This is a genomic window from Shewanella sp. HN-41, assembly GCF_000217915.1.
In the GTDB taxonomy this organism is placed as follows: Bacteria; Pseudomonadota; Gammaproteobacteria; order Enterobacterales; family Shewanellaceae; genus Shewanella.
The window spans coordinates 176,209-189,260 of record NZ_AFOZ01000017.1; the positions used below are offsets into that span (position 1 = coordinate 176,209).

The following is a 13,052-nucleotide window of genomic DNA, read 5'->3' on the forward strand; positions in this document are numbered from 1 at the left end:
TTTTTATTGATTAAAATTCAAGATTATTAATTTTTGATTTAGTAAGAATCTCAATTAATTCTATTCCAGTATTTTTATCGTTTAAGCATTTCAATGATTTTATATATGGAATTGTAATTCCTGGACTTTTGTTTTTACTTACAAAAGGTGCTAGTAAGGACTTTATATCTTTACACACTTCAATGTAATTATCGTTTTCATTTAAATTTTTTAATGAGGATGCTTCTATTAATAAGCTTTCTGAAAATGGTATAATATTGTCTTGAGAGTTGGTGCTATCTTCTTGTAAGGATATGAAAATAGCCTTTGATTTTTTAGAGAAGTCTAGGCTGTCTTTGTAATTTTTTATTTTATCCATGTGCTTTGCAAGAGCTAGATAGTATTTTGCCAATAATTCTTTATCCTTTTTTGAAGCTGTTTTATTGATTTTTATTTGTTCAATTAAGCGTTCGAATTTAAGCTTTTCATCTTGATTGAAATCACCATATCCAAGGCTTATTAGATTTAAGTATGAATAATTTTTCTGCATTTTAATTATTCTATTTTCGGAGTCTTTGTCTGATGCTTTTTTTATAGTTAAAAAACTAAGTTTAGCCTTTTCAACTGCTAATTCAGTATCATTTTTATAATTAATCAAAGTTGATGATAGCTGATAGCTACTTGAAAGCCTTTCAAGAAGATAGGGTTGTTGCTCTAATTTTTCATTCGAAAGTTCAGTTTGTATTTTTTCATGAATATTAATTGCAGAAGTAACTTCACCTAATGAGGTTAAGGAACTGGCTAACCAAGATCGTGCATTTACTACATCAGATAAAAGTTGAGTATTACTAGGATCTGTTTCTAGAGCACTAAGTTTTAATGTCAGAGACTCCTGAAATCCATTCTTTGCTTCAACGAATTGTTGTCGTTGCATAGAAAGCGAACCTAGGGAGTTATATGCATATGATAGTTCCATCAATGCATCCTTATCATCGGGTGCTAAGGAATACATCTTTTGACTGTATTGCAAATACAGTTCAAAAAAGGGTTCGACCGATTCCCACTTTCTATCATCGTATTCAATTTGTCCCAACCAAAAGGCATTGGCGCCTAAGGTTTTTAGCAGGGCTAAGTTGTCTGGCTGCAATTCGAGCAGCGGCAGCATTTTTTCCTGCGCGGCGAGTAGGGCGCTGCGGGCTTCATCGATTTTATTGCGTGAATAGGCGACTTCGCCCATGGCCTCTAAGGTTTGCCCATGCTGGAAGCGGGCATCGAAGCTTAAGTACTTCTCATCGTCTTGGCTGGAGAAATCCGTGAAATATTCCAATGCCTTATTGCTGATCCCGTCGAGTAAGTCCATCCGGCCGATGCCGCGCATCTTGTCTGCGAAGTCACCCACCATAAACCCGAGCAGATCTTCGGCGGCGAGGCGTTTTTGCTGGGCAAGCTTCTCGGCTTCTATACTGCGAACGCTCATAATGACCGAGGTTAAGGTGAGTACGCACAGCAGGGCGACGGTGATGCGCCTCGTCCAGCGCAGCATAGTGGCGCGTTTGCTGGAGGCGGCAATAAAGTCGGTTTCTCGCTCGTCTAAGTCAAATAGGGGGTTTTGCCTAAGGCTTTGGGCCTCTTTTAAGGGTTTACCTTCGGCCAGCAAATAGGCGCTGTGTTTCGCTTCGCTGAGCCAGCGCTGGGATAAATGCTGTAGTCGGCTCTTAATGCTAAGGCTGTCGCTATGTTCGCTGATCCACGCCGTCGCCCTTGGCCAGCGGCGCAGCAGGGCTTCGTGGGCGATGCTAAAACAGGGTTCACCATTTTGCAGATGGGACACAAATAAGCGGCTATCGACCATGGCTTGCACTAGGGCGGTTTCGGCCGTGCTTTGCAACTGTGACCAGCGGGCGGTGCGGCTGGTGATGGATTTTTCATCCTCACGCAGGGTGACTAACAGGGACAAAATCCGCGGCAGACTGGCTTTTTCGGCCTCGGTTAAATGGGAGATGGCCTGCTCGGCATTTTTACCGATAGCGCCTTCGATGCCGCCCAAGGTGCGATACACAGAGACTAATAGTTTGTCATCGTCACTGCGTTGTAAGTACAGCGCCTGCAAGGTGTATTGCAACATAGGCAGCGCATCTGGGTTGCTGGCGGCATCGCTACAGAGCATTTCATCGAGCGGCATGGCGGTGTCGCTATCGATTTCCCAGGTTAAATTGGCGGCAACGGCTGGCAGGCGGATCATTTGCAACAGCTCGGTGCGAGTGGGCGGCGCTAAGTCGAAATGGGCGCCGCGCGCTTTGCCCGCCATCAGGCTGGGATAATTGACCAACAGCGGATAAAAGTCGTTGCGACAGGCACTTAAAATTAACACCGCATGGGAAGTGGCAAGGCACTCTAAGTAGCTCGATAAAGGCGCTGCGCTCGGCGTCGCTAAACAGCGGCGATGATAATAATACTTCTAATCGGTCGATAAATAAGGCGAAGCGTGGTGTAGCAAAGGCATGATTTTTAAGGCTTTGTTTACATGTGTCGACAATGCTCTGTGGATCTTGCTCAAGCTTGGCGGCAAGCGAGTCTGCGCTCATTCCCTCAAATACTGGGGTGTTGTTTAGCTCCCAGTCGAGCATGGCACTGGCCAGTACGGTGAGCAGTTGTCCCTTACTGACATCGGCAAAATCGAGGCTGCTGTAGGCCACAACCCCAACGCCATTAAAGCCATTGGCGGCCATGAGGTTAGGCAATACACCGGCATTAATTAAGGAGGATTTACCGCTGCCACTCGGGCCCAAAATTAAGCAGAAGGCGCGGCCAAACTGGATTTGTTGGCTAATGCGATTCAGCAGCGTGCTAATTTGCTCGCTGCGGCCGAAGAATACGTCGGCATAGTTGGCGCTGTAGGCTTGCAGGCCCGGAAACGGCGAGCCACCTTGCCAAGTTTGTGGCGTGGCGCTGGCCTCATGGCCGACGGGAAAGCGAACCTCGGCTAAGGTGCGATAGCCACGTTTGCGAATGGTCTCAATGTAACGGGATTCGGTGGCGCTATCGCCTAAGGCGCGACGTAACTGGTTGATAATCTTGTGCAGTGGATTGTCGCCCGTGTCGACTCCCGGCCAGCAATGGCTAACAATTTCGTCGCTGCTGACCACTTCACCCGCGTTTTGGCAGAGAAACAACAATACATCCATCGCCTTAGGTTCAAGTTGTTTGACTTGTTTACCAAGGAGTAGGCTGTTGGCACTGGGATTGACTTGCCATTCACCCAAAAAAAATGTGCTGTCACTCATAGGATTTCCATTGCTTAAGCATCGACTAAGGCGGGGGAATCGCGGTGCCGTTAGCCATTGTTATTTTTATAGTTAGCGCGTTTTGTAGATTGAGTGTCATCAATTTGCATGACGTCAAAACATTGACATTATGCCTAGACACTTTGTTATTTAAAAGGAATAACCTTCGGTAATCAATGTAAATTTTATATCGTTATTGTGACTATATTGCGTCCTCTGGCACCTGCTTTATCACTCATTTGTGATCTCATGCGGCATTTTGGAAACCTTTGTTAGCCATTTATCTGGTGCTTTTCTGTCTGGCTTTAACTGAGGCTGATTGCATCAAGCTAAAAAAAAAGAGTGCCCGGGTGGGCACTCAAAACGGTTGGTAAGGGAGAAGTGAAATGAAAAGTGAAAAGATGGTGCGCTTGCTAAATTAGCGGCTAAGCACTAGTAGTTAGCGGCTAAGCACCAGCGCGTTGGCCTGAAAACTTAACCGCGCCATTTGCCCTTGGTCTTGCAGCTCTAGCTCATTGAGTTCAAAGGGCGGTTGCAGACCCGAGGCTTGGATAAGTGTTGGGTCAAACATCAGCTTGAGTTTGGGGGATTCGGGCGTTAACCAAGTCGCCGCTTGGGTGCGCATAATCGCCACTTTTTGGCCCTCGGCATTGGTGCCCGTGAGCACGCCACTCAAACCAAAACGTCCCGCTTCGGCGACATTTAGCTCAAAGTTGACTTGATTCGGCACGCCTTTATCCCAGACGGTCAATACTTCTGGCTTGATGCTGGCCGAGTTCACATAGGACTTAAAGGCGGTTTTTACCGTGCGCTGCACTGGGCGACCATCGACCTGAGTTTGTACAGTGACTTCAATTTCACTCAGCCCCGCATTGCTGCTGGCAAGGGGCAAGTCTGCGGGCACTAAAGCCTGCCATTCATCCCCCTGTTTCACCATGGCCAGCGCTTGCTCTGTGCCATCGGCTTGTTTGAGTTTGGCCTGGGGCGCAAATTGATTATCGCTTTGACTTAAATCGAGTTTTACGCCAACCGTTTGGGCATCGGCCGCAATCGCGCTGGGCGCCTTGATGCTCAGTTGATAGGGCGAGCCTTTTTCCTTCACGTTGACCAGATAGTTCGCCTTAGCGACCAAGGGCTGGCTGACTTGCAGGCGATAGGCTCCTGGCGTGGCCTTTTCTGACATTTGTAGTGCGCTGGAGTCATCGGCGAGTCCCGCACTGGCTAAGGCTTCGGCGCTCACCAGTGATTTAACCAAAGATTCCGTTGCTTGCGGGCTGCTGGCGTTTTTTCCCTGGGGCGTTTGGCCTACCCGCTGAATTTGCACTCGCTCAGGCGCTACTGCATCGGCATGCATTAAGGCTCCGGTGCTGACATCGCCGCGGGGCGCAATCCGTACTAAGCTGCCCGCTTGGCTCAAGTTGAGCTGCACGCCGGCATTCAGCTCGGCGCCGGTGACACTGAGCCAATATTCATCACTCTGGCTTGCCTGCTCAAGCACGGGTTGACTGGCTTGATATTTGCCATAGAGCGGGGTGATAAAGCTGACATAATCGGTACTGGTATTAATCGGTGCGAGTGTCGGCGAGGCGATATTGGTATCGACAAGATCGGTATCCGTCGGCGCGGCTAAGGTTAAGCCCTTGGCATACATGGGGCTGGCTTCTTTTTGTGGCTCAGGCGCGGTCGATTCATCCTGACAGGCACCGAGCAGGCCAGCTAAGATGACCAAGCTGACCGCTTTGCTTAAGGTGCGGAGTGTAAAAGGTTGCATGGTAGATTCCTTAAATATGGCTGCGGATCAGCGTGTCTAAGTTAAAGCAGGCACGGCGACTCTGTTGATGGCTTAACGGTTCTTGGCCTCGGGTCTTTTGTTTATCGGTAAACCAGACTGTGCCCGCCGCTTTTTGGGAGCTGCAATTTAAGAAGCCGTCGGAGCAGCTATCGAGCCAGTTTTGGGTGGTTTCGAGGGCGACCTGATATTGATAGCCGGCGCAGTAGCTGTCGCTGTCCCAAATGGCGGAATCCACATCCGATCCAACGACCACTTCGAAGGGTTTGCCTAAGGCTGGGCGTCCCGAAGTGCCATAGAGCCAAGTACTGTTGTAGTTTGCCATCCAGCCGACTTGCTGCTGTTTGACCGCATTGCTGCCATAGCCTAGGAGCCAACCTAGGCTGGTTTCGAACACATTACCTTGGTTAACGGCGTCGGCCAGCGGCGTACCACCGCTCGATGGTGCGAGGGCGATAACCCTTGAGGTGGCGTTGATCACCGCTGGATAACGGCTATCCCATGTCGGGTTAGATAAAATCCAGCGCACGACATTGCCGCCATTTGAGTGGGTGAGCAGGATTAAGTCATTGATATTTTTGGCTTGAATAAAGCTATTGAGCTGAGTGGCGAGGCAACCTGCGGCACTTTCTTCCCACATGTATTGGTCGAAGTCGCAGTTGATCACAGTGTAATTATTGGGCACTGGGATGCCCTGGCGCACCGAGTTTACAAATTCGGGCGTCCAGTAATCAGCTAGGCATTGGTCTGGTGGCCCGTACCGTGGATAAAGGCGATACCAGTTGTGGCTAACGTCGCAGGGCTGACAGCTAACAGACCCAAGAGCATAAGGGCTTTGTTTATCTTCATGGGTATATCTCGTGTTGTTGGTCTTATTGAGAGTGGCCGCGCAGTCCGCTGTGACAATTAAGGGCAAGTGGGTGACGCTCAGGACTTGTCCCACATTCGCAATCGGCTGGCATGGCTCTGTTTATATGCGCTTAAGCGCGGTTACTTTTGGGTAAAACATGATTCAAGGCCTGAATACGACGGGATAGTTGAAAGCGCTAGTATACGTCGGCATCACATGGGGTGGATGCAATAGGCAATCATCAACAGGACTCAACTCAAGCTAATTAACCTAAACGCAACATTTTATGCTGGCAAGTAAAAAAATTGCCATAGATTTGAATGGCATGACAGTATTTTGTTGGCTTCGTTTTAATGTCAATAGGGGGGAGTGATAAACCGATGATAAGCAATGGCTAATAAACAGTATGACATTTTATTGCGTTTGAAATTTTGGCCGGCTTGAGCAAAATAATTTTCTGTGACACTCGTGTTACACTGAGATTAATTGGTTTATCATTCTGTATATTAAAGGCTTTTGTGACATATGCGTTAAGCTTAAGCATTGATCACTCGATATCAGCATCCCTTTAGTGCATTTAAGGGCTAAACCTATTAGTCTGAGCTTAAATCTGATGAACACTAATACCGCCTATGTCTAGCAGTTATCCTAAGCCTCCTCGTTAAAGACAAAGAGAAGCTATGGGACTGGGGCGGATCTATACGGGCAAAGAAGGGAGAATAAGCTTGGCGATAGAACATAATGAGATGGTGCACTGCTTAAGTGGGTTGCATTGTCGCACTAACTTCACCATAAAAAATATTACCGAATATATGCTGCCAGAGACCAAAGAGGCCTTTTATTTACACCTCGACGGTAAATCTCCCAATCTTATTATTCGCCCGGCCTTTGAGGTTTTTTCCGGCGAACTCGCCACGATTGCAGGTGTGCATGCTAAATACGATTATTTTCATAATGGGGAGATGACGCGTTTCCCCAAGCGTTTGCATAAGAGCCTGACCGAAACCCACTATGGCCTCGCCTTTAGTTTTGATACCGTTGAAGCCGTGCAGCAATTTATTAGCCGTTTGAGTGCCATAGTCAAAGGGGCATAAATTTTAGTCTTGACGCTTTAGGGTTAAATTCCTCAATACCAATGAAAATGAGGAATTTAACTGCTGCCTTTTTGTGCGGCATTTCAGTATATTCATCGATAGATGAATTTTGCTGGAGCTTGCCATGTCGCAGATCCCCGGTCGCCCGAAAGGGATAGTCCCATTTACCGTTTTATCTGCCCCACAGCCGCAGATCCTCGGTCGTCCAAAGGGCAACTCAGATGCACGCCAACGTTTAATTACCGCGGCCTTAAACCTCTTCAGCCATAGTAGTTATCCAACCGTTTCTACCCGTGAAATCGCCCGCGAAGCCGAAGTCGATGCCGCACTGATCCGTTACTATTTTGGTTCAAAAGCGGGCTTGTTCGAACAAATGGTACGGGAAACCCTTGAGCCAGTATTAGCGCGATTACGTGAAATATCCGCAGCCGAGCCCCCTAATAATGTGGGTGAGCTGATGCAGACATATTATCGCGTTATGGCACCTAACCCGGGATTGCCACGGTTAATTATGCGGGTACTGCAGGAGGGCGATGGCACAGAACCCTACCGCATTTTGTTATCCGTATTTGAGCAAATTTTATCTCTGTCTCGGCAATGGCTCCAAGCCTCCTTAGTCGATGCAGGGTTATTAAAAGAAGGCGTCGATCCTAATTTAGCACGCCTAAGTTTTGTGAGTTTGATGGTCTTTCCGCTGATTGCGCCGCCAGTGTTAATGCGTCAGTTTGGCATTTTTAGTGCCGATGCCGAGGGTTTACAATGGCTAGCACTGCACAATGTGCAAGTGTTTACGCAGGGCGTGTTAGGTGTACCTAGGAGCCCCCTATGAAATGTGGAAGAGAAATGAGCTTAAATAAAAAAATGATAGGCCTGCTTTTCGGTTGTTTACTGCTGCAACTGATGGGATGTAGCGATGACCCGTTGAGGGTATTTGGCACAATTGAGCGGGACAGGCTGACGCTCACTGCGCCCGTAGGAGAATTGATTACTCAAGTGAATGTGGTTGAAGGCCAGCAGGTTAAGGCGGGTGAGTTGTTACTTATGCTCGACACCACTTCGGCCAGTGCGCGCCTTGCCCAGCGCCAAGCTGAACTTGAACAGGCCAAAGCTAAACTGACTGAGGCGGTCACAGGCGCTCGTTTAGAGGATATTGAAAAAGCAAAAGCTGCCCTAGACGGAGCGAATGCCAGTGTGCAAGAAGCGTTGCTGAACTTTGAGCGCACAAATCGCTTATTCGCCACTAAAGTGCTTAGCCAAGCGGATTTAGATACGGCCCGGGCGGCGCGTGATACCAGTCTTGCCAAACAGGCCGAAGCGCAGCAGAGCCTACGGCTACTGGAAAATGGTACCCGTAGTGAGCAACTCGAGCAGGCTAAAGCGGCGGTTGCCGCAGCTAGTGCCAGTGTCGCCCTCGAGCAAAAAGCCTTAGCTGACTTAAGGTTAGTGGCGGCGCAAGATGCGATTGTCGATACTCTGCCCTGGCGGGTGGGCGATCGTGTTGCCGCAGGCACTCAGTTGATTGGTTTACTGGCGAGTGCGACTCCCTATGCGCGGGTGTACCTGCCGGCGACTTGGTTAGACAGGGTGAAGGCGGGCGATAGCGTTAATATTCTCGTCGATGGCCGCGAGACACCGATTGTTGGCACTGTGCGTAATATCCGCAGCCAACCCGCCTACACACCGTTTTATGCCCTGAATGAACGCGATAGAGCAAGGCTGATGTATCTGACCGATATTACCATCTCCGCCGTGGATCAGGATTTGCCGACGGGCATGGCTGTCGAGGTGGAACTGCCATGAAAAGCGCCGATTTTGCCATCGAGACCCAGGGCATGACCCGCGCCTTTGGCGGCGTCAATGCGGTGGAAAATCTCGATCTCGCTATTCCCAAGGGGACGATTTATGGTTTTCTTGGCCCCAATGGCTGTGGAAAATCCACTTCGATTCGTATGTTGACTGGGCTACTGAGCCCAACTTCGGGGCATATTCGCGTTTTGGGTGAAACCTTGCCCGGGGCCGAGGAAAAATTGCGCCGCCGCATCGGCTATATGACACAAAAGTTTTCCCTGTACGACAATTTGTCAGTGCGGGAAAACCTTGAATTTGTAGCACAAATTTACGGCCTAAGCCGTCGCCAGTCCGCACAACGCTTAGTGGAGCTATTGACGCTTTATGATTTAGCCAGCCGCGAGAAGCAAATGGCGGGCTCGATGAGTGGTGGCCAGAGACAACGTTTAGCCCTAGCGGCGGCGACCTTACATCACCCAGAGTTACTGTTTCTCGATGAACCTACTTCGGCGGTCGATCCTGAAAATCGCCGTGAGTTTTGGGAGCGCTTATTCGATCTTTGCGCCCAAGGTACTACGATTTTGGTCTCGACCCATTATATGGATGAGGCCGAGCGTTGCCACGGTTTAGCCATCCTAGAGCGAGGGATAAAACGTGCCGATGGTTCACCCCAGCAGCTGATGGCGGCGATGGGCGCTAGGGTGATTGAAGTCTCTGGTGATGACCTACGCAGATTAAAACAATCATTGATAAGTGAACCTGAGGTCCTGTCGGCGGCGCAGATCGGCAGTCGTTTGCGGGTGTTAGTGCGTAGCAATATTAGTGATCCACTCGCCTGGCTTAAGCCAAGGGTAGCGAGTCGTACCATGGAAGAAGTCCGCGCGAGTCTAGAGGATGTGTTTGTCACCTGCACTGGCGGGCGGACCCTAGTGAATGCTCAGGGGGAGGCAAGCCATGTGGCGTAGAATTTTTGCAATTGTCATTAAGGAACTGCGGCAACTGTCTCGGGATCGCATGACCTTTGGCATGATAGTGATGATCCCGTTGGTGCAACTGATGTTGTTTGGTTACGCCATCAATACCGATGCACGCCATTTGCCCGCAGGTTTAGTTAATTTAAGCGATTCCGCCTACAGCCGCGCCTTAATCAAAGCGGTAGAAGCAACTCAAGTGGTCGATTTTAAACGCACTTATTTCAGTGCTCAGGAGGCCGAGGCGGCCATTACCCGCGGTGAAGTGAAGGCCGTGCTGTATCTTGGCGCCGATCTCGATGAGCGCTTAGTGCGTCATCCGGCCTTTGCCGGACAAGCCTATTTAGCCGAGCCCGTCGGCCAATGGTTAGTGGATGGCTCTGATACGGTTGTTGCCTCAACCATTCGCAGCCTAAGGCAAATGCCGCTAGATGAAATCGCGGGTAGAGCGTTAAAAACCACTCTGCCGAGTTTTGAAGTGGTGCAATATTTCAACCCCGAGCAGCGCTCTGTGGTCAACATAGTGCCCGGCCTGCTCGGGGTGATTTTGACTATGACCATGGTGATGTTTACCTCCGCCGCCATTGTGCGCGAGCGCGAGCAGGGCAATATGGAATTTTTGATTACTACACCGGTGCGGCCATTGGAGTTGATGCTCGGGAAAATCGTCCCCTATGTGTTGGTGGGATTAGTGCAGGTGAGCATTATCTTAACCGCTGGGCACCTGTTATTCGCTGTACCTATCCGCGGCGGTTTAGATTCCATCGCCCTGGCGGCCATGCTGTTTATTTGCGCCAGTTTAACCCTAGGATTAGTGATTTCGACTATCGCCAAAACCCAGTTGCAATCGATGCAGATGACGGTATTTGTGCTGTTGCCCTCGATTTTGCTATCAGGCTTTATGTTCCCCTATGAGGCCATGCCTATCGCGGCGCAGTGGATTGCCGAAGTGTTACCCGCAACCCATTTTATGCGGATGTCACGGGCCATAGTGCTGCGGGACGCCGAGGTGATGGATCTGCAGTTTGATGCCCTGTGGTTGATAGCGTTTACTTGCCTAGGTTTGCTGATCGCCAGCTTACGTTTCTCTAAGCGCCTAGATTAAGTTTACAAAGTTCCATCAGTTGTTTCTGTTGAGCTGTGGGGGAGTTGCCTAGGGGCATGGCTAATCCGACTGTGCGTTTAAGCTCGATATCGTGCAAGGGACGAAATACGATATCGGCCTGTTCGAGCAATGCCGGTATCGCGGGGATCAGCGCAATACCTAACCCGGCAGCTACTAAACCCACGGCATATTCCACCGTTTGGATCCTCGCCCTGATTTGCAGCTTAATCCCTTCCATATCTAATAATTGTTGCAGACTCGTCAAGGCCTCACAGGGGGCTCGGTGGATAAAGGGCTGCTCATGCAAGTCCTCTAATCGAATCGTGTCTTGCAGACTCAGGCTGAAGGACGGTGGGATGGCGAGCAGGTAAGTGTCATGCCACAGCGGTAAAAACTTTCCTGGGTGGTTAAGTCGCTGGTGGTGATGATCCGCGCATCGGCATCTTCTGTGGGTTCCACTAAGGTGAGATCCATATCCGGGCAGGCATTGGTAAAGTCCTTTAGTAACATACTCATACGCTGAACCCCGAGGGAGCGGATCAAGCCTAACTTAAAGGGTACTTGGATTTCAGGCTTACTGAACAGGGAGCTAATGGCCTTGGACTCATTCAGTAGCCGTTTTGCCAGTGGATACAGCCGATGGCCCGCATCGGTGGGGTTCACCCCTTTGCCATGGCGCTGGAATAATTGGGTATTGAGCTCAGATTCTAGGCTTGAAATGGCCGCCGAGATCGAAGGTTGGGCGATATAACAGTGTTTTGCCGCGGCGCTAATACTGCCTTTCTCAAACACCACCACGAAATAGCTTAGGGCACGTAAATTCATCTTTACCTTTGCGTAAGATATAGAAAATAACTATGGATGATAGAGAAAAAGAATATTTTTCCTAGGTCAAAATTATGCCTATGCTAGGTAAATTAGCAAGCGGTACCGCCCATGCGTACCTTATTACCCTCATCCTCTGGAAAGGAATCGACCTATGGCCCGTGTTAACTTTGACTGGCAAGACCCATTGCAATTTAACTCCCTATTGACCGAAGAAGAGCGGATGATCCGCGACATGGTGCATGAATATGCCCAGGAAAAGTTGATGAGTCGAGTGTTAATGGCAAACCGTAATGAGCATTTTGACCGTGAGATCATGAATGAACTCGGGGAGTTAGGCTTGCTCGGGGCTACTTTGCCCGAAGAGTATGGTTGCGCCAATAGCAACTATGTGAGTTACGGCTTAGTCGCGCGGGAAATTGAGCGAGTCGATAGCGGATATCGTAGCGCCATGAGTGTGCAATCATCCCTCGTTATGCACCCTATTTATGCCTATGGCAGCGAGGCGCAGCGGCGCAAATATTTACCTAAATTGGCCAAGGGTGAATGGGTGGGCTGTTTTGGTTTAACTGAGCCCGATGTCGGCTCAGATCCCGGTGGCATGAGAACCCGCGCGGAACGCATCGATGGCGGTTACCGGATCTCGGGGGCCAAAATGTGGATCACTAACTCGCCTATCGCCGATGTGTTTGTGGTGTGGGCAAAACTCGATGGCGTCATCCGTGGATTTGTGCTTGAAAAGGGCATGAAAGGCCTAAGCGCCCCTAAGATTGAGGGTAAGTTTTCACTGCGGGCGTCTATCACGGGGGAAATCGTGATGGATAACGTCGAAGTGGGTGAAGAGGCCCTATTGCCCAATGTTGAGGGCTTGAAAGGCCCCTTCGGTTGCTTAAATAAGGCCCGCTACGGCATCGCATGGGGCGCGTTAGGTGCGGCGGAATTTTGCTGGCATAGGGCTCGTCAATATAGCTTAGATCGCATCCAATTTAATCGTCCTCTTGCTGCTAATCAGTTGATCCAAAAGAAATTGGCGGATATGCAAACCGAGATCACCCTAGGGCTATTTACCTGTCTGCAGGCGGGACGTCTGATGGATGCTGACAGTTTGCCCGTGGAGGCTATTTCGCTTATCAAACGCAATTCCTGCGGTAAGGCATTGGATATCGCCCGCCTTGCCCGTGATATGCACGGCGGCAACGGCATAAGTGATGAGTTCCATGTGATCCGCCATGTGATGAATCTTGAGGCGGTCAATACCTACGAAGGCACCCATGATATTCACGCACTGATTTTAGGTCGCGCCCAGACGGGCATCCAGGCGTTTGGCTAGCCGCTAAGGCGTTAGCCTCCTGTTGGTATCAGTCTGT

At 49.6% G+C, this 13,052-nt stretch carries 9 protein-coding genes and 2 pseudogenes; 6 read left to right on the forward strand and 5 right to left on the reverse strand.

The annotated features are described in order from the left end of the window. Positions 1-10: 10 nt before the first annotated feature. The 3 genes and pseudogenes from SOHN41_RS06725 to SOHN41_RS06735 all read right to left on the reverse strand — a co-directional run bounded on the left by SOHN41_RS06725 (position 11) and on the right by SOHN41_RS06735 (position 5,901). Positions 11-3,263: pseudogene (locus SOHN41_RS06725) on the reverse strand (winged helix-turn-helix domain-containing protein). Positions 3,264-3,702: 439 nt separating this feature from the next. Then, on the reverse strand, positions 3,703-5,034 hold the full coding sequence (locus SOHN41_RS06730) for a DUF4785 domain-containing protein (protein WP_007646903.1): 1,332 nt from the start codon (positions 5,032-5,034) through the stop codon (positions 3,703-3,705). Positions 5,035-5,044: 10 nt separating this feature from the next. Further along, a pseudogene (locus tag SOHN41_RS06735) lies at positions 5,045-5,901 on the reverse strand (hypothetical protein). A gap of 747 nt (positions 5,902-6,648) precedes the next feature. Here SOHN41_RS06735 and SOHN41_RS06740 point away from each other — a divergent pair. From SOHN41_RS06740 to SOHN41_RS06760, 5 genes are all read left to right on the forward strand, one after another. Then, on the forward strand, positions 6,649-6,996 hold the full coding sequence (locus tag SOHN41_RS06740; RefSeq protein ID WP_083820755.1) for a hypothetical protein: 348 nt from the start codon (positions 6,649-6,651) through the stop codon (positions 6,994-6,996). 124 nt (positions 6,997-7,120) lie between these two features. Beyond that, the gene (locus SOHN41_RS06745) at positions 7,121-7,825 is read left to right on the forward strand and encodes a TetR/AcrR family transcriptional regulator (RefSeq protein ID WP_007646910.1); all 705 of its coding nucleotides are present in this window, start codon (positions 7,121-7,123) and stop codon (positions 7,823-7,825) included. 14 nt (positions 7,826-7,839) lie between these two features. Next, complete coding sequence (locus SOHN41_RS06750; RefSeq protein ID WP_050801822.1) at positions 7,840-8,796, forward strand: HlyD family secretion protein; 957 nt, start codon at positions 7,840-7,842, stop codon at positions 8,794-8,796. Beyond that, a complete protein-coding gene (locus tag SOHN41_RS06755) occupies positions 8,793-9,749 on the forward strand; it encodes an ABC transporter ATP-binding protein (protein WP_007646914.1) in 957 nt (318 codons plus the stop codon). Before SOHN41_RS06750 ends, SOHN41_RS06755 begins: the two co-directional genes overlap by 4 nt. Next, positions 9,739-10,860, forward strand: a complete 1,122-nt coding sequence (locus tag SOHN41_RS06760) for an ABC transporter permease (RefSeq protein ID WP_037458321.1) — start codon at positions 9,739-9,741, stop codon at positions 10,858-10,860. The genes SOHN41_RS06755 and SOHN41_RS06760 overlap by 11 nt, the downstream gene beginning before the upstream one ends. On the opposite strand, the gene SOHN41_RS20340 is transcribed toward SOHN41_RS06760, so the two are convergent. Continuing rightward, positions 10,844-11,245, reverse strand: coding sequence for a LysR family transcriptional regulator substrate-binding protein (locus SOHN41_RS20340; protein WP_324291937.1), 402 nt, complete (start codon positions 11,243-11,245; stop codon positions 10,844-10,846). The genes SOHN41_RS06760 and SOHN41_RS20340 overlap by 17 nt on opposite strands. Beyond that, positions 11,197-11,685 carry a LysR family transcriptional regulator gene (locus tag SOHN41_RS20345; protein ID WP_007646921.1) on the reverse strand — a complete coding sequence of 163 codons (489 nt, stop codon included), beginning with the start codon at positions 11,683-11,685 and terminating at the stop codon, positions 11,197-11,199. The genes SOHN41_RS20340 and SOHN41_RS20345 overlap by 49 nt, the downstream gene beginning before the upstream one ends. Positions 11,686-11,839: 154 nt before the next feature. On the opposite strand from SOHN41_RS20345, the gene SOHN41_RS06770 reads away from it, so the two are divergent. Then, positions 11,840-13,015 carry an acyl-CoA dehydrogenase gene (locus SOHN41_RS06770; RefSeq protein ID WP_007646928.1) on the forward strand — a complete coding sequence of 392 codons (1,176 nt, stop codon included), beginning with the start codon at positions 11,840-11,842 and terminating at the stop codon, positions 13,013-13,015. The last annotated feature ends 37 nt before the right edge of the window (positions 13,016-13,052 follow it).